The organism is Legionella yabuuchiae (assembly GCF_900640115.1).
In the GTDB taxonomy this organism is placed as follows: domain Bacteria; phylum Pseudomonadota; class Gammaproteobacteria; order Legionellales; family Legionellaceae; genus Legionella_A; species Legionella_A yabuuchiae.
The window spans coordinates 1-16,290 of the sequence record NZ_CAAAIW010000037.1 but is presented as its reverse complement, the minus strand read 5'-3'; the positions used below and the strand labels follow the sequence as shown (position 1 = coordinate 16,290).

Below are 16,290 nucleotides of genomic sequence, written 5' to 3'. Positions count from 1 at the left end.
AATCTTATTCCAACCTTGAAATCACCCCTGAGAATGAAAGTGCGTTTGTGCTTTTAGTCGAAGACAATTTTATCGCTCGTAAAATTGCTTCTGACGTATTGACCAAAGCTGGCTGTCGCGTCATGCAGGCGGAAACATCAACGAAAGCTTATGAACTAGCTCAGAGCCACCGTTTTGATTTTATTCTAACCGATATTGGGCTGCCGGATTTCTCAGGCTTTGATTTATCGAAGAAAATACATCATTACGAACAAGAAAATAATTTGCCTGCAACGCCCATCATTGGTCTTTCAGCCCATGCGGCTCAAGAAGATGTTGCAGAAGCGCAGCAATCCGGCCTTTTGGATTTAAAAGAAAAACCATTGAAAGCAGGCCTGGTTGAGAAACTCATTTATCAATTTAGACAAACACATTCAAAAACGCCCACCTCTACTGCCCAAGAGGCACAACAAACCCTAGAAAAAGACGATAATGCTCAACAGTATGCAGCTGACTTGCCAGAAAATACAGGTGAATTGTTTAAGTTGTCTTCTTATCCTCTTCTGGATATTGATGAAGGCATCAAAATCACCACTTCTAAAGAAATACTGGCCGATGTATTAAAACTTATGGGCGAGCAATCCTTACCCCAAGATTTAAAAGAAATGATTGACGCGCACGATGCAGGCGACTGGGATAAAGCCCAAAAACTTGCCCACAAAATCAAAGGTGGGGCGGTCTATGTGGGTACAGAAAAAATGAAAATGGCCTGTCAGTATCTTGAACGGTATTACAAATCAGGCCAACGCGAGTTACTTGAGCCATTATATCAGCAAATGCTTCAAGTCATTGATGAAACGCGAAATGAGATTTTATCCTGGGTTAAATCTCAAAGTTAAGCAAATCTTTTACGGCTGATACACTTTTTTGCGTCTAGATATTCGCTCCAATATCAGTCGAATAGTCGCTCGTTTCACAATCATTTGAACGGTAACTTTCTATTAAATTAACAGCGTTTTCTTGAGCTGCTTTTTGCTGTTTTTTAAGATAATGAGTCCCAAAAAAACCAAGACTTAACGAAGACGCGCCAGTAACAGTCAAGGCGCCGCCTGTTGTCGCTGCAATGGTGGCCGATATTCCAGTCAAGCTTAGGATAACTGCACTCACCGCGGGGATGGCTGCGGCAGTTAGCGCTAAAATTCCTGCTAAAAGCAAAAACGCTGCGATGCATTGCACGCTTTTCTGAGAAAAAAATTGGAGAAAGAATGAAGGAGAAATAGGTTCTAAAATTAAGTTTTCTGAGAGTCTTTTTGTAAACTGCACTTCAAAGACACTGCTGGCTTTCGAACTAAAGTGGCCATGACAAGCGGCAGCACTATAGAGATAAGAAGCGTAAGCCGCCGCATACACATATCGATAAATTTTTTGCGCCTTGTCCAATGACTCATTAAGCGATTCATTGGACGTGCTCTTTAAAGACCGCTTAATGAGCTTTAACGCTTCTTGAGTAATATCGGCTGCCTCTAGTTTCAACGCCAAAGTTTCAAATGCCTGGATTGCGCTTGCTTTTTGTCCGTTTAAAATGGCGTTTTCCTGCATGGCGAGCAAAGCAAGATGAATTGAAATCATCGAAAGATTCACAAATGCCCCTGATGCGATATAAGAACTTACGCCACCCGTTACATCGCAAGGCAAAGGACAGTTATCGATGACCGCTAAAGTCGCGGCTTTGATTGCAAAATGTTCGGCCTTAACCCTACTTTTCCATGCTTTTTTACCCATTGTTACAATGGCTTTTTTAGTGTCTTGGCTTATCATATGGTAATTCCTTTTGTTGGATTGTTTGCCTTCGCTCCATCGTTGGCCTAGTGGAGTCAAACTACATACATGCTTTTCTCAAATATTCGATTTGAGCGGATTGGTCTTGTTGTGAGTTTTTTGGCTTTGAAAATATACCAAAGTTATTAACCATCACGCCCTCTGTAGTTAATCCTTCCGTTGCTCGAGAACCAATAGCTTCAAGCCTTGTGACTTGTTCATCTTGCTTTTTAACAAGCTCAGTGTGAACTGTTAAGAGCTCACTATATTTTTGAGTTGCTTCTTGCAATTGTGTTTTAGTTGTAGAAAGCTCTGCTTCGGCTTGACAAATTCTTTCAGAAATTGAATGAAACTCTCTACTGCTATCGGATAAAAAGTCATTAAGTCGCTGAACAAACTGGCTTCGTTTTGTTTCATCTTCGACTAATGCTTGAGAAAGCGATTCAACACTACCTTTAAGCGTTTGATTTACAAGTTTTAAATTCCTAATTTCTAGCGCTGATTTCTCTTTCAAAGCAATCAATTGATTTGTTGATGTTTCTAGGGCTTTTGCTGTACTAGAAAGTTCTAAATTCGCTTTTTCCAATTGTTTTGCAGTTTTATGTAAGGCGGCTTTAGTATGCTCAAACTCTTTTAGGGCGAGAGCTTGACTCTTACTCGTACTTAGAAGAGACGTATGAATTTCTTTTAGTTTACTAATCTCTTTATCCAGTGAGTCAATGTTTTTTTCAAGATTAGTAACTTCTGATTTTAACTTGATATTTTGCTCTGTGAATTTCTGAACTTCTTGTTCTAATTTAAGCGCTTGGTAAGCAAGATGAACAAAGATACTTTCAAGCATCTCACCAACCTGTGAAGATAAAAATTTAATTAACTTTGCTTTATCTTCAAGACTGGATGCATGCATATGAAGAAAAATGGAAGTTATAACAAAACCAATTCCCCCTAAAGCTGCAATTCCTGCCAAAAAGGGATAAGTTATAAAAAAAGCACCACCGGTTAACGCAAGGCCTAAAGGAATTTTTATATATATTGGCAAAAGTGCAAACTGTTTGGCCAACCAATCCAGTGGCGAATCATGCTGGTTTACGGATTCAAAAACATCGTCCATGGCGCGGCGGACGCGATGAATGCTATCGGTGTTGAGTTCAGCGCTCATTTTTTTGATTTCTTCGGGGCTTGAAGGAAGACCTATTTCATTTGCTAAGGTTTTGAATGCTTGCAGAGGGATATTAAGGGTGGGTTTACTTGCCATATGAAACTCCTTTTTTTCCATGAGAAAATACAAAATAACCAGCTTGGCTCCATCTGTACTGATTAATTCATGGGCATTCTATCGGAGGGGATTTAGATTTACAAGACCAACCACACCTTGACTACCAATTTATTTTTTAAAATTACTTTGGTTCAAGTCGTGTTGTTTCCTTAGAAACTTAAAGCATCGATGCCACGTTCTTTTATCTATGTGCAAAGCTCCTCTGTGAACAGTATACTGTATTAAATATAAAGTTCATCAAATTGGGATGAAAATCAAGTGGATATACAAAAAGCAGATAGTTATCTTGGATTGGCTACGCAGTTTTATGATTTTATCAGGCCTGAACCTCCTGAAGATGCTTATTTATTTTATCGATCTTATGTTAGTGAGGCAGATGGATATATTCTTGAGCCAATGTGTGGATCAGGACGATTTCTAATTCCCTTGGTTGAAGAGGGTTTTAATGTTCATGGCTTTGATGCCAGTGACCACATGCTTAAAGCACTACAGGATAAAGCTACATCCAAACATCTTAAACCTAGGGTATGGCAAGATTTTGCAGAAAATTTAGAGAGAAATGATAAATATAGTCTTATTTTTATCCCCAGTGGTTCATTTGGACATATCATAGATTTTACTGAAATTAAAAAAACACTTGAAAATTTTTATAATTGCTTAAACGAAAAAGGAATTTTATTATTCGAAGTCGAATCTTCTCTTTCAGCGCTGAACAGCCAGCTAGGTATTTGGCGCGGCATGGTGTGTAATATGCCAAATGGGGATTCAATCCTGCTTAGCCGATTATCAAATATACAAAATAGCGTTTGCTATTCAATCGATAAATACGAATTGCTTAACAATAATCAAATTATTCAAACTCAAATAGAAAAATTTAATGTTCGACTTTATGATGATCGGACAATTTTATCAAAGCTACTACAAGACATTGGCTTTCAAGAAATTAAAATTCTAAAAACTTATGAGCGACGTTCTAATCCTGACGAAAATGATGCTGCTTTTGTATATGAGTGCAGGAAGTAATGTTATCATTTTGCCGAATTAGTTAACGTCCCCTAAAGTTTTTTGCAAGTAAGACCGGCCCGTACGGGCTACTTCTTCCTCTCTGGCTACTTGCTAATGTAGTTCCTTTGGCTTTTCTAGGAGGTAGAAAAGACCCTCATAATATAATTATCATACCTCCGCTTCGCTAAATTTTTTGTGAATTAAGTGATTAGCGTGGGGGCTTGATTTGATAAAATAACTGCAAATATTCCCCATATCCTCGTTCTTTCATCTGATCTTTAGGAATAAACTCAAGTGCTGCTGAATTAATACAATAACGCAAACCGGTTGGCTTTGGACCATCTTTAAAAACATGTCCTAAATGTGAATCAGCATATTTTGATCGCACTTCTGTGCGTGTCAGGAACAATAAATGACGTTCTTTATTCAACTTAATATATTTTTCATCTATAGGTTTAGTAAAACTTGGCCAGCCCGTGCCGGATTCAAATTTATCCGTCGAACTGAACAAAGGCTCTCCTGAAACAATATCCACATAAATACCTTCTTTTTTATTATCCCAGTATTTGTTTTTAAACGCTTTTTCAGTGGCATTGTTTTGAGTCACTTCAAACTGTAGCGGCGTCAGCTGTTTGAGGCGTTTTGGCTTATCAAACTCTGGAAATGCATAGGCCGGCATGGCAAAATATAAAGCAATGATAATGGTCATCAGGTTAAAGCTTTTCATTCTGCCATACCTCCTTCACCTTTGCATCACGTCCACAACGATAGCGATAATACTTATAGCGCAAGGGATTTTTTTTATAATAATTCTGGTGATAATTTTCAGCCGCATAAAATTGTGTTGAAGACAGTAACTCTGTATAAACCACTGGCAAGTTTTTCTTAACCGCCCCCAGCACCTCCATAGCGATCTCTTTTTGATGAGGGTTCTGATAAAAAATAACTGAGCGGTATTGTGGACCTTCGTCACAGAATTGACCGTTCTTCTGAGTAGGATCAATGTGTTGAAAAAAATATTTAACCAGTTCGCGATAACTGATTTTTTCCGAATCATAAACCAGCTTCACTGCCTCTACATAATTGGTAGTTCCTGCTGAAACCAACTTATAAGAAGGGTTGTTATAAGTCCCGCCATCAAAGCCGGAGGTGGTCGACAATACACCATCTATTTTATCAAAATCAGCTTCAACGCACCAAAAACAACCGCCCGCAAAAACTGCTGTTTCCTGCTTTGCGTATGCGATCGCTGATAAACTTATAAAAACCACTATGCATAAGACTCGAAGCATAATAAAACCTTTTGTTACTTTTTAAAATGTAGCAAATTGTTTAAAAAATTTCCAAAACAACCCTAGATAAAAAGAAGCGAGTGTAGATCAGGCCTAGGCCCGAGAAATTTAGATTATTCATCGTAAGCCATTGATTTCGAATCATCACACGAAGCCCGATCACCAGAGATAATCCCTCTTTTAATGTAGCTATATATGCTGGAATATTTCCATTCAGAGGCTTTCACATATCAATGTCCCTGTTTTTACTTCGGTAACATTATATAAAGCAACGAATCAAGTTTTCTTTATTTTGAATAACATTTATTTTGACGCAATTCATTGGAAGAGACTCTTGCTGGAAAAAATATGTACTAAGACTATACTTATACGTATATTATCATACAATAAGTTTTGTTATTATGCCTTTAGGAAACTATAGAGACAATAAAATCACATTAAATGGCAAAATAATGCACATAGGAGGGTTTGCTCGTCCTCATGACGATGTTAATGCGTTTATAAAACTAAAAAATGATCATCAAGTAGGCGCAGTTATTAGCTTATCGGGCGATTATAGCGAGGCTTATAAAAGTGCGGGGTTGGATCCGAATTATTATGCGCATGGATCGGCTGTAGAAGTATATGATTGGTTTAGTACTCCGTTAGAACTAACAGAACCAATTGATCCCGCCGTATATGATGCTGTATATGAGGCAGTAACCGCTGCTCAACAAGCAGGAAAAAAGATAGCTATCCATTGCGGTGCGGGAGATGGACGTACAGGGACAGCCTTATCAAGTTTAAAAATTCGTGAGCTTTTAGAAAAAACCTATAGAGAAAATCCTGAAAACTTTGATGCCCCACAAAAGAAAACCGAAAAGGTTCATGTTCATTTTGGTGCGGAAAAGACTGGTAAGGCTGATGATGTAGCTGTAACACCACTTGTAAAACAAGCCATTGAATCAATCCGGAGCAATGACAATCCAGGACATCACTCAGTCGAGTCTCCTAATGATGTGCGGACCTTACTTAATTATGAAATGCACTTACGAGCACAATTCGCGCTTAGAAATAAAATAAGCTCGAATCTTAGCGGTTCGCCTGCAGCTAAAGAAGGTTTGAAAAAATTAAGCAGCACTCATTACAAATATCAAACAAAAGATAACATCATGGGTCGTAGTCATGCCATGCAAGCAACGGTTGAAAAATTTAATAATCTTAAAGAGAAATATTCTTCTATCAAGGGAGATCATTTAAAAAGCCAGATCTTAAACGAATTCAAAGAAAAAATAGAAAATACTTCTAATTTAGATGAACTTAATATATTAAAAAACACCCTTATGAAAAGCGATGAATATAAAGTGCTTAAAACTGGGCAAGGAATTACTACTCGAGCTTTGGGACTAGAAACTTCATCAGTAAGAGCATTTAAAGAAATGATATCAGAACAAGAAAAAAACTTAACTCAAATTAATAGTAGCATGTTAAGAAATAGTAACTGAGTTATGTTTATAAATAATCACCTAAATTTAAAGTTTAAAATGGGTTAAATATGAGAGTAAAGCCTTTTGCAGAAGATGTCTTTAAGAAAAAATTTTTCGCAGGAAGTCATCCCGCGTGGGACAAGTCAAAGGAATTGGAAAATTTAACAGAACTTTATACTTTAAGAGTTAAGGTAATTATCTCATTAGAGGAAGAATATACGGATTCTATTTCAAAAATATGGCCTAATTTTGGGGAAGGCTACCGGCATATAACCAAATCAGAAAATGTAAATTTTTTTATTCCAGACTTTGAGGCACCATCCTTAATCCAACTAGAAACCATTGTTAATTTTATATTAAAAGAAATAGACAATGAACAAAATTTGTTTATCCATTGTCGAGGTGGTTTGGGAAGAACTGGTACGATTTTAGCAGCTACTTTGATTCAAAAAAAAGATATGACTTCATCTGATGCAATTCAATACGTTCGCCAAAACTACTCAGAATATGCTATTGAAACCTTCGAGCAGGAAGCTATCTTGGAAGCGTATGAAAAAAAGTTAAGTCAAAACGAAGAGACGCTTTCCTTTAATCCAAAACCTTGGTGATTTTCGAGAAAATTGCCAATCGGTTCTATTAAGACATTGCTATAGATAGAATTAAAATTAACATTACAAATACTAAAAGCAAGACATACATTAAACCTATAATGAGCAACATGTATGCTTTTCTAGCATACTTATAATCACTTTCGCGGCGAGCCTTCAAAACACTAAAAAAAGCATAAAATTTATGGAAATTAATAAAAGGCAGAAACAACATGTTTTCAAGCGTTGGCCTGCCAATACGTTCCCATGTTTCGGGTTCTTTTTCTCTTAATTCTTGGAAAAATCGTGTTAAAATAAAAATGTATGTAAAAGCAAGGCCGACGCCTGCAAAAATAAGAAAAAGAAGCATAAAAAAAGAAATTTCTTGAACCATAACCCCTCTTTTCTTTGATAATTTTTTATAAATTGCGTTTCCGCAGTAATATACCCGGAATCGTTCAAAATGCTAGTTTTTGGGCGATTACGGGTATAAATTCTTTATAATCATCATTGTTACTCATGATACCGCTTCCGCACGACTCCAACGGTTAGTATGGTTTAATACAAGAGAGAATACACCCTGCCACAGCATTGGGCTTCATGACTTTTTATGCCTCCCGTGCAATTGCCACCACAGGATGGCTAAAAAAAGAATCAGAATTGGCAATAGGATAAAGCTAAGGTATTCAAATACAATGACTGACAGTAGAGCAATTAATCCCAAGAATATCCCCACCAGTAAAAACATAGAATCAAAATGTACTCCAGCTAAAAAAGAAGCTAAAGCCAATAGAAGTAAATCAGTTTGACTGGCAACGGGCGTGCTAAAAAAGCCCCAATGGCGAAAAAGTTCTACTAAATAAATCAAAATGACAAGACCCAGCCAATGCAATATCTCTCGCCAAATTTCTGAAACGGTTAAAGGACGATCCCGTCGGGATACAACCCAACTCAAAAATAAGGAAGATAGTGCATAAAAGATAGCTAATCCAACCCAGTATGCATGAGCATAAGAACTTTGCCAATTGGTGAGAATCACGCCAAAAAACGCTAAAAACAATATGATTGATCCAGTAATTAAATGTGTTTTGAAGTGTAAATTTCGTTGCGGAAATATAGTGCTTGTTGAATCCGTTTGCTTATTTTCCATTGTTTTTTCCTATAAATATATAGTGAATCACCCTTCGAATAAAAAACCGACCTAAGTAATACTTGCTTACGTTCTCGGTTCGAGTAAGAAAAAGATAATACCCGTGGTGTCTAGCACCAAGATGATTTTTATTTTGTTATTGATTTTCCATCTTTACAAGTGCAAGTACCACTTCGTTTATTAAGATCAATTTGACAGGATTGCATACCTTCATGCTGACTACAAAAATTGCTGCATCTTTGAATTTGCAAGGAACTGCATTCTATCACTTCATCTGCAAACACCATTGTTGAGCTAAAGCAGAATAATAGGGCAAACAATCCGGATATTGTTCTGAGGAACATGTTCTTCTCCTTCTTCATTTATAGTCTTAACTGATGAGCATCATTTATTAGTATAATCGTTTTTTAAAAAATATATTCCTGATCAACTACTCCTAAGGTAAACCCTGGAAATTTAGTTGTAATTTAATGGTTGGTATCTAAGTTATTTAAGCTTACAATTTAAGTTGGTATTGCCAAATCCAGAGCTTTGACAAGACTCTGAATTAGCATGATAAGGACATCAATAGCATCCGTATGAAAAAAAATTTAAGTGCTTTTGGCTTATTATGGATTTCAATAACCAGCATGATAGGTTCAGGTTGGTTATTTGGTTCTTTATATTCTGCTCACCTTGCGGGCCCTGCAGCCATTATTGCTTGGCCACTTGCAGGGGTTCTGCTTTTCTTTGTCGCATTATCTTATGCGGAAATTGGAACCATGTTTCCCCATTCAGACACCTTAGCCCGCCTACCTTTATATACTCATGGCCAATTAACTAGCATGATTATGAGCACTCTTGCTTGGTTTTCTCTAGCAATTTTGCCGGTGATTGAAACACAAGGGGTCATTCAATATGCTAGCAATTATATTCCAGGTTTAGTCACAGATTATGGTATGTATTACAAAAACACCCCTTTAGGTTATATCATGGCGCTGGCCATCTTATTGAGCTTTGTTTTGTTAAATTATTTCGGCATTGGATTGTTTGCCCGAATTAACGCCACTTTTACTATCTGGAAGATCATTATTCCTGTGCTGACTATCGTTTGCTTGATAATGTTTAGCTATCATCCTAATAATTTTTATCAATACGGTGGTTTTATGCCCTATGGCTGGCAAGGAATAATGGCCGCCATGTCTAGCGGCGGTGTACTTTTTTCTCTGCTTGGCTTTAGACAAGTGGTGGTCATGATGGGAGAAATCGAAAAACCAGGACAATATATTCCCTGGATCTTAGGGGGCTCATTATTGTTCACGACTTTGTTATACACTGGTTTACAATGGACTTTTATTGGTAGCGTTAATGGGCAGTATCTTCAACATGGCTGGGCTCAATTATCGTTTACTGGCGATGCAGGGCCATTCGCAACACTAGCGACGTTATCTGGGTTAATCTGGTTGAGTGTCTTGCTCTATACCGATGCCTTTATCTCCCCCTACTCCACTGGTTTAGTTTATTCGACCACGGCAGCTCACATGCTATCGAGCATGACCTCCGTTGTTCGTGCACCCAAAATTCTTGCTAAAAAAAACAAACATCATGTTCCTTGGGTTAGTTTGAGTGTGAATTTTTTGCTGGCGGCGATAATGTCTCTTGTCTTAAAAAGTTGGCAAGAAATGTCAGCTTTTCTGGTTGCCATGCTAATGATTAGCTATTCGATAGGTCCTATTGCTTTGGTTTGTCTACGTAAGCAATTACCGGACTATAAAAGACCATTTTATTTACGCGGCAGTACTTTTATCTCTTTCTTGGGATTTTATGTTTGCACTCTAGGAATATATTGGGCTGGTTTTCATAGTGTACGAAAATTACTAATCATCACGTTTCTTGGCGTCATCGTTTCTATTCTTTATTGCTTTATCAAATACCGCGATCACAAACTTGATGGCAAACATGCACTTTGGTTTCTATTATATCTGTTCGGGTTAGGCATTTTTTCCTACCTAGGCAATTACGGCGGAAAACACTTCTTCACGCAGTATTGGGATTTAATATATTTGTTACTATTTAGTCTATTGATTTTCTGTTTTGCTTATTTATCACGAAAATCGGGTACGTACACGCAAGAATTAGTGGCTGCTCATGGCTCTATAACAGACTAAGTACTGAAGTAGAAGTCTTAAAAGAGTTTATTATGAATTTGTCGTTAGAAAGGTATCGTATGAATAATAATATATGGGCTAATCTTAAAAATGATCTTCCCGCTTCTCTAGTTGTAAGTTTCGTTGCATTGCCATTGTGTCTAGGAATTGCACTGGCTTCGAATGCTCCATTATTTTCCGGTATTATTGCAGGAATTGTTGGTGGAATTATTGTTGGTTCTCTGAGTGGCTCTGCTGTTGGAGTTAGTGGACCTGCTGCGGGTTTAGCAGCGATTGTCGTAAGCTCTCTTGAGAAGCTTGGCTCCTGGGAGGCCTTCTTATTAGCCGGCGTTTTTGCCGGCCTATTGCAATTAATTGCCGGTATTTTCCGAGGAGGCATTATTGCTTATTACTTTCCTTCTTCGGTTATTAAAGGAATGTTAACAGGGATTGGAATACTCATTATCTTTAAGCAAATACCTCATTTGCTAGGTTATGATGTTGAGCCTCTCATTTCCACAGATTGGACGGGTTTTCCCAATGTGGTTGACATGGCAAATGCATTGAATTTTATTAACCCGGGTGTCGTTGTAATCAGCGCAATATCTCTAGTACTCATGATGATTTGGGAGCAAATTCTTGCTAAAAAGCATCGAATGTTTATGCTGGTACCCGCACCCTTAGCCGTGATTGTAATAGGCGTTGGATTAAGCTGGTCGTATGAAACGGGCTTACTTCCTTTTGCACTAGCTAAGTCAGAATTGGTTCAACTCCCAGCGATTTCTCGGCCTTTGGAATTGTTTTATCACTTTACTTTTCCTGATTTTTCACAACTTTCGAATTGGATGGTTTACAGGATCGCGATTGTCATCGCTCTGGTGGCCAGTATTGAAACGTTATTGTGTGTGGAGGCAACCGATAAAATGGATCCAAACAAGCGAATAACTCCAACGAATCGGGAGTTAAAAGCACAAGGACTAGGAAATTTGGTTTCTTGTTTTATCGGTGGGTTGCCAATCACCCAAGTCATTGTTCGAAGCTCAGCAAACATAGCCTTTGGTGCAAAAACCAAATTATCGGCCATTTTACATGGTGTGTTTTTGCTTTTATTTGTCGCACTCGTACCAGAGCTTTTGAATAAAATACCGCTCGCGTCACTTGCTGCCATCCTGGTTATTATTGGATACAAGTTGGCAAAACCCGCCTTATTTAAATCCCTTTATCGCAAAGGCTGGGAACAATTTGCCCCTTTTTTGATTACCATTCTGGGTATTGTTTTTTATGATCTTTTATTTGGGATAGTAGTGGGATTTTCTTTAGCAATCTTCATTATTTTACGTCACAACTATCTACATTCTCATGAGATCTTGAAAGTCAGCACTGAAAACACAGTCAAATATCATATACACCTAGCCGAAGAAGTTTCTTTTTTGAATAAAGGCAGTATTATCCATGAGTTAAAGAATCTTAAAAAAGGATCTATCGTTACCATTGATGGCTCAAATTCAAAAGTCATAGACTCAGACGTTAAGGAAGTCATTCAAGACTTCCTTGAAAATGCAAAGACTAAAGACATTCAGGTTAATTTAATTAATATCAGCTTAAATCATAACGGGATGCAAATTAGATAATGGCCATCACTAACAAAATTAGCGCCATTAAAGCCATACCGATGTCTTCTGTAAGCGTTACGGTTGATAAAGGAACGTCTAACACAGTTCCCATGCAGGGGCAATTGATATCAAGCCCCCTTTGCAGGGCCTGAACGACCCCGACAGAGCCTATAGTTAACAACACGATGGTAACGAGATAAGTTAGAATAGGCAAAAAGAACGATAAAAAAGCAAGACCCAACAACAGTTCAATAACAGGATAGCTGTAGGCATAAGTACGTGATCGCTTTGCAATAATATCGTACATCTCAAAACCATCTGCAAAATCAAAGGGATGAAAAATTTTTAACGTACTAAAAATCACCAGAAATACACCCATAAAATAGTGCATCCACGCTCGCATTCCACCATCATCTTGCCAATTAAGAGCGAACGCAGCCAGCATAGAGACAAGAATTAATGAAAGTAACGGCCAATATTGTTTTAATGAAGAGCGATTTTCATCATCTTCTTCAGCGTTTTTGACGACTAATTCTTGATACTCTGGATGATCATCAATATAGCTTTTAACGAAGGGACAGCTTGGTATGACTTTATAGTTATTGTTCTTAGCATAGCGAAGTGCAAATTCTGTAATTTCACTAGCAATGCCTTGTTCTCTATGTTCGTCAGGAACAAAGGTAGTGAAGAAATCTAAAGTTTCATCGTTGATTTTTTTATATTTTAATTCACTTTCTTTTTTTTCTATCTCAACGACGAATCGTTGGCTTTTTTTATCGTGCTTTATATCCAAATCCATTTTTATTTCTCCTAGTTTCTTTTTTAAAAATTAGCAGCGTTCGGAATATTTAGCAAAAAAGTATGGATCGACACTGAGTATTTTTAAGACGTTACTGATTGTGTTCAAAAAAATTTTGAACCAGTTCGTAGAACGCTTCTGGATATTCTAAAGGGGGCAAATGGCCACATTCTTTGAATCCAAAATAACTTGCTTTTGGAAGGTTCACTGAAAGCGCCTTTATTAAAGACTCCCTAAAAATCAAATCTTGATCCGACCCAATCACTAGCGTTGGAATTTCGATCGTAGACAGCCAAGATTCTGAATTAAACGATTGAAGCGCAGCGTATTGCCCTTCGTATCCTTTTATCGTAAAGGGATACGGGTTATCTAATTCGAATTGGACGAGTTTTTGAAACACATCTTTTTTTGAAAGAAACTGATACGAATAAACCCAGCTGCATGAAGCTTTCGCTAATGCTTCCATCGGCGCATTTGCTTTCAAAAATTCTAAATGGGACGCAAGATAAATTTTGTAACAAGAATTAATGGTTGAAGCTGAATTGCTAATAACCGCGGTTTTAATCAACTTATGATGACGCTTCATCAAGGATTGTAAAATAAATCCCCCCATAGAATTTCCAACAAAATTGGCTTTGGTAAGACCAAGATGCGAACAAAGAGCGGCAACATCATCGGCCATCTGCTCAATAGAGTAATCTCCCTCAGGCACTTCCGTTCGCCCCGCGCCACGGTTATCGAATAAAACGACTTGATACTTTTTCTTAAAAAAATCAGTAACCTCTCGCCATAAGGTATGATCAGCGCTAAAGCCGGAGATAAAAACGATGGGCTCGCCTTTTCCATGCGTTTCGTAATACATTTCGATATCATTAATCTTAGTATGTGTCATGTTATTACTTCCCTGTTTGGATAAGAACAAGATAGGTTACGATGAATACGGAATTAGTGGTTGGCTAACACATTCCTCTTCTTTTTTATCTTCAACGAGTATCGGCGCTTTTGATGTTGATGAAAAAAATGAAGTAAGAGGTAATGAGGGTAATCGTTTAAGCCCTGTGATGGTAAAAATCTTCCCTTTCAACGGCGTGGCGTTGGAGGGCATTTCTGGTGCTTTTCTTAATAGCACATCATGCAACACCTGTTCCTCACCATTTGGGTTGAAGCTACGCACCAATTTCCAGCGCGTTTCTCCATCGAGATGTACTTTTATAAATGTCTCAGGCTCTCGTCTATCCGCAAGTGCGTAGCAAGAAGATAAAGCAAGCTCCATGGCATCCATATCGTAATAGTCTCCCCATAAAGTCAAAATAAAGCGCGTTTCGTCGAGTTCAGTGCGATAATATCCAACCACAGTCGCAGCATGCTCGTTCTTACCATCGCCAATGCGAGCATAGCCTTTCCGTTCTGTCGGGGATGTATCCACGTCATAAAAAATAATAGGAGCAAGGTTTTTATCAATCAATAGACAAACTGTTTCAATCCACTCGTCTTCGTTGTATGGATTATAGAATTCACCAACAAAACCTGCCTCTTCACAAATTCTTTGCAGCATTTCAGCGGAATATACTTCACCCACGACTGATCCTAAGCGTTTAGCGATTTGACGCAATGACACTACATCACGTTGTTTTTCTTTGTATAAAGGTGGACGATAGCAATTAAAACGGCAACTTGCTTGCTGCATCGCATCAGCCAAAGCCTTCAATTTACAAGTTTCACCACGTTGTCTTTCAGCAGGAAAGACTTCTGGTATTGTTATATGGAATCCTTTACGGAAATCTGCATCCACTTCTTTCAAATAATTTAATAACTTATGAAGAAGTGACTTTCCAGGCAATCTTGCAAGATCAATGATGGGCATTTTGTGCTCATTAAGTTCATAAAATGGATATGATATCAGATTTCGTTTAAATTTAAACCTATTGATTAGTTTATACCCGTGAAGAACATTAATAAAGGACAAATAAAGTACATTCACATTGCATCAAACATGCCTTTTCTGTTAACATATTTACCATTTTACTCCAAATCAGAACAAACCATTTATGCCTGTATATTACTGGCGCGGCATCATCGCCAAAGATGCAACTCTCTTCACCCCATACATGGATGTTATCAACCGTTTTTTGCATAAAGAATGGCACGGGTTACACGTCGAAAAGCTCCGGGGCTGGACTGAGCCGATGATAGGCAGTTTTCGAGTCAATCAGACGGACCGTATTTTATGGACCACCGTGGATGGAAAGCTTTGCTTGCTGGATGTGGTTCTAAACCACGATTACGAAAAGAGCCGATTTTTAAAAAAAGGGGTCTTAAGCGCTTATCTCAACACACTGCGCGACAAAGAAAGTACGCCCGATGCATTGGAGTTTGTCGACCTAGATGCCGAGGCGCTTCCTTTGCCTCCTCATGCTCCGGAAGAAAATGCCGCTTTTATCGGTCTAGAGCCCTACCAACATCGCTTAATCCAGCTCAATACCGCGCAAGAAGAGGCCGTCCTAGCGCAATTGCCGCTCATCGTCTACGGCCCCGCCGGCTCTGGAAAAAGCTGCGTGGCCTTTTCTATGTTATCGAACTATGTGCGTGAACAAGCGCACGATAAAAACGCGTTTCCTATCGTCTACATCAGCCAATCCTTGCCTTTAGTCAACAGCATGCAAACGATGTGGCAAGAAACGGGCGCTGAAGAAAACTATCCAGGCCAAGTCTTATTCAAAACCTACGACCAAATCTTGCAAGAAGAGATGAATGGCGGGAAGCTCGCCGATGAGACCACCTTTAGTGACTGGTATTCCAACCGCATGCAACAGCCGGCCATTAAGCTAAAGCAAAAACGTTCCGAAGAACACATCACCCTCTCACCAGACCTGGTCTGGCGTGAATTTCGCATCTGCTCAGGCTATTCCAAAGAAGAATACCTCGGTTTAGGCCAACGACAATCCGCCATCAAACCGGAACTTCGTGCGTTTCTTTATGATACCTATGACGATTTCTTAAAGTACCTGGATGCGAATGGCCTCGTATCACCGGCGCTTCATCACTTCACCCACATCAACACACATTATCCTTTGGTGGTGGTGGACGAGGCGCAAGATTTTTCCTATCGGCAATTGCAGAATTTACATACCCTCGCCATACGAGGAAACATTGCTTATTTTCTAGGAGACCATCAAGTC

16 protein-coding genes are annotated in these 16,290 nt (G+C 38.5%); 7 read left to right on the top strand and 9 right to left on the bottom strand.

All coding sequences use genetic code 11. The annotated features are described in order from the left end of the window. A partial coding sequence (locus E1O47_RS11225) for a response regulator (protein WP_133131354.1) occupies positions 1-878 on the top strand: 878 nt, incomplete at its 5' end. A gap of 34 nt (positions 879-912) precedes the next feature. On the opposite strand, the gene E1O47_RS11220 is transcribed toward E1O47_RS11225, so the two are convergent. Further along, a complete protein-coding gene (locus E1O47_RS11220; RefSeq protein ID WP_133131353.1) occupies positions 913-1,797 on the bottom strand; it encodes a hypothetical protein in 885 nt (294 codons plus the stop codon). 61 nt (positions 1,798-1,858) lie between these two features. Then, a complete protein-coding gene (locus E1O47_RS11215; protein ID WP_133131352.1) occupies positions 1,859-3,052 on the bottom strand; it encodes a hypothetical protein in 1,194 nt (397 codons plus the stop codon). Positions 3,053-3,331: 279 nt separating this feature from the next. On the opposite strand from E1O47_RS11215, the gene E1O47_RS11210 reads away from it, so the two are divergent. Next, positions 3,332-4,096: a class I SAM-dependent methyltransferase gene (locus E1O47_RS11210; RefSeq protein WP_133131351.1), complete on the top strand. Its 765-nt coding sequence runs from the start codon at positions 3,332-3,334 to the stop codon at positions 4,094-4,096. Positions 4,097-4,286: 190 nt separating this feature from the next. Here E1O47_RS11210 and msrB read toward each other — a convergent pair whose 3' ends face one another. Further along, entirely contained in the window at positions 4,287-4,787 is a 501-nt protein-coding gene (gene msrB / locus E1O47_RS11205) for a peptide-methionine (R)-S-oxide reductase MsrB (RefSeq protein ID WP_479724356.1), read from the bottom strand. A gap of 4 nt (positions 4,788-4,791) precedes the next feature. Next, complete coding sequence (msrA, locus tag E1O47_RS11200) at positions 4,792-5,370, bottom strand: peptide-methionine (S)-S-oxide reductase MsrA (RefSeq protein ID WP_133131349.1); 579 nt, start codon at positions 5,368-5,370, stop codon at positions 4,792-4,794. Positions 5,371-5,771: 401 nt separating this feature from the next. On the opposite strand from msrA, the gene E1O47_RS11195 reads away from it, so the two are divergent. Then, positions 5,772-6,854 carry a phosphatase domain-containing protein gene (locus E1O47_RS11195; RefSeq protein ID WP_133131348.1) on the top strand — a complete coding sequence of 361 codons (1,083 nt, stop codon included), beginning with the start codon at positions 5,772-5,774 and terminating at the stop codon, positions 6,852-6,854. 50 nt (positions 6,855-6,904) lie between these two features. Further along, the gene (locus E1O47_RS11190) at positions 6,905-7,444 is read left to right on the top strand and encodes a protein-tyrosine phosphatase family protein (RefSeq protein WP_133131347.1); all 540 of its coding nucleotides are present in this window, start codon (positions 6,905-6,907) and stop codon (positions 7,442-7,444) included. Between the two features lie 28 nt (positions 7,445-7,472). Here the strand turns inward: E1O47_RS11190 and E1O47_RS11185 are convergent, their stop codons facing one another. Both E1O47_RS11185 and E1O47_RS11180 read right to left on the bottom strand, forming a co-directional pair. Then, positions 7,473-7,817 (bottom strand): hypothetical protein, encoded by a 345-nt coding sequence (locus E1O47_RS11185; protein WP_133131346.1) that lies wholly within the window; start codon positions 7,815-7,817, stop codon positions 7,473-7,475. A gap of 204 nt (positions 7,818-8,021) precedes the next feature. Further along, positions 8,022-8,573, bottom strand: a complete 552-nt coding sequence (locus E1O47_RS11180; RefSeq protein WP_133131345.1) for a hypothetical protein — start codon at positions 8,571-8,573, stop codon at positions 8,022-8,024. Positions 8,574-9,151: 578 nt separating this feature from the next. On the opposite strand from E1O47_RS11180, the gene E1O47_RS11175 reads away from it, so the two are divergent. Together E1O47_RS11175 and E1O47_RS11170 are read left to right on the top strand one after the other, a co-directional pair. Next, positions 9,152-10,720, top strand: a complete 1,569-nt coding sequence (locus E1O47_RS11175) for an APC family permease (RefSeq protein WP_133131344.1) — start codon at positions 9,152-9,154, stop codon at positions 10,718-10,720. A gap of 59 nt (positions 10,721-10,779) precedes the next feature. Continuing rightward, positions 10,780-12,330 carry a SulP family inorganic anion transporter gene (locus E1O47_RS11170; RefSeq protein ID WP_133131343.1) on the top strand — a complete coding sequence of 517 codons (1,551 nt, stop codon included), beginning with the start codon at positions 10,780-10,782 and terminating at the stop codon, positions 12,328-12,330. On the opposite strand, the gene E1O47_RS11165 is transcribed toward E1O47_RS11170, so the two are convergent. The 3 genes from E1O47_RS11165 to E1O47_RS11155 all read right to left on the bottom strand — a co-directional run bounded on the left by E1O47_RS11165 (position 12,323) and on the right by E1O47_RS11155 (position 14,975). Further along, positions 12,323-13,111 (bottom strand): GNAT family N-acetyltransferase, encoded by a 789-nt coding sequence (locus tag E1O47_RS11165; protein ID WP_133131342.1) that lies wholly within the window; start codon positions 13,109-13,111, stop codon positions 12,323-12,325. The two genes, E1O47_RS11170 and E1O47_RS11165, sit on opposite strands and share 8 nt — an antisense overlap. A gap of 91 nt (positions 13,112-13,202) precedes the next feature. Beyond that, complete coding sequence (locus E1O47_RS11160; RefSeq protein WP_133131341.1) at positions 13,203-14,003, bottom strand: alpha/beta fold hydrolase; 801 nt, start codon at positions 14,001-14,003, stop codon at positions 13,203-13,205. Between the two features lie 36 nt (positions 14,004-14,039). Next, positions 14,040-14,975 (bottom strand): hypothetical protein, encoded by a 936-nt coding sequence (locus tag E1O47_RS11155; protein ID WP_133131340.1) that lies wholly within the window; start codon positions 14,973-14,975, stop codon positions 14,040-14,042. A gap of 184 nt (positions 14,976-15,159) precedes the next feature. Here E1O47_RS11155 and E1O47_RS11150 point away from each other — a divergent pair. Beyond that, a partial coding sequence (locus tag E1O47_RS11150; RefSeq protein WP_133131339.1) for a UvrD-helicase domain-containing protein occupies positions 15,160-16,290 on the top strand: 1,131 nt, incomplete at its 3' end.

Excerpts from the sequence above, each read along its gene's own strand:
- E1O47_RS11155 (WP_133131340.1), bottom strand. The coding sequence starts at position 14,975 with ATGCCCATCATTGATCTTGCAAGATTGCCTGGAAAGTCACTTCTTCAT.
- E1O47_RS11160 (WP_133131341.1), bottom strand. The coding sequence starts at position 14,003 with ATGACACATACTAAGATTAATGATATCGAAATGTATTACGAAACGCAT.
- msrA (WP_133131349.1), bottom strand. The coding sequence starts at position 5,370 with ATGCTTCGAGTCTTATGCATAGTGGTTTTTATAAGTTTATCAGCGATC.
- E1O47_RS11220 (WP_133131353.1), bottom strand. The coding sequence starts at position 1,797 with ATGATAAGCCAAGACACTAAAAAAGCCATTGTAACAATGGGTAAAAAA.
- E1O47_RS11185 (WP_133131346.1), bottom strand. The coding sequence starts at position 7,817 with ATGGTTCAAGAAATTTCTTTTTTTATGCTTCTTTTTCTTATTTTTGCA.
- E1O47_RS11190 (WP_133131347.1), top strand. The coding sequence starts at position 6,905 with ATGAGAGTAAAGCCTTTTGCAGAAGATGTCTTTAAGAAAAAATTTTTC.
- msrB (WP_479724356.1), bottom strand. The coding sequence starts at position 4,787 with ATGACCATTATCATTGCTTTATATTTTGCCATGCCGGCCTATGCATTT.
- E1O47_RS11175 (WP_133131344.1), top strand. The coding sequence starts at position 9,152 with ATGAAAAAAAATTTAAGTGCTTTTGGCTTATTATGGATTTCAATAACC.
- E1O47_RS11165 (WP_133131342.1), bottom strand. The coding sequence starts at position 13,111 with ATGGATTTGGATATAAAGCACGATAAAAAAAGCCAACGATTCGTCGTT.
- E1O47_RS11215 (WP_133131352.1), bottom strand. The coding sequence starts at position 3,052 with ATGGCAAGTAAACCCACCCTTAATATCCCTCTGCAAGCATTCAAAACC.
- E1O47_RS11195 (WP_133131348.1), top strand. The coding sequence starts at position 5,772 with ATGCCTTTAGGAAACTATAGAGACAATAAAATCACATTAAATGGCAAA.
- E1O47_RS11170 (WP_133131343.1), top strand. The coding sequence starts at position 10,780 with ATGAATAATAATATATGGGCTAATCTTAAAAATGATCTTCCCGCTTCT.
- E1O47_RS11180 (WP_133131345.1), bottom strand. The coding sequence starts at position 8,573 with ATGGAAAATAAGCAAACGGATTCAACAAGCACTATATTTCCGCAACGA.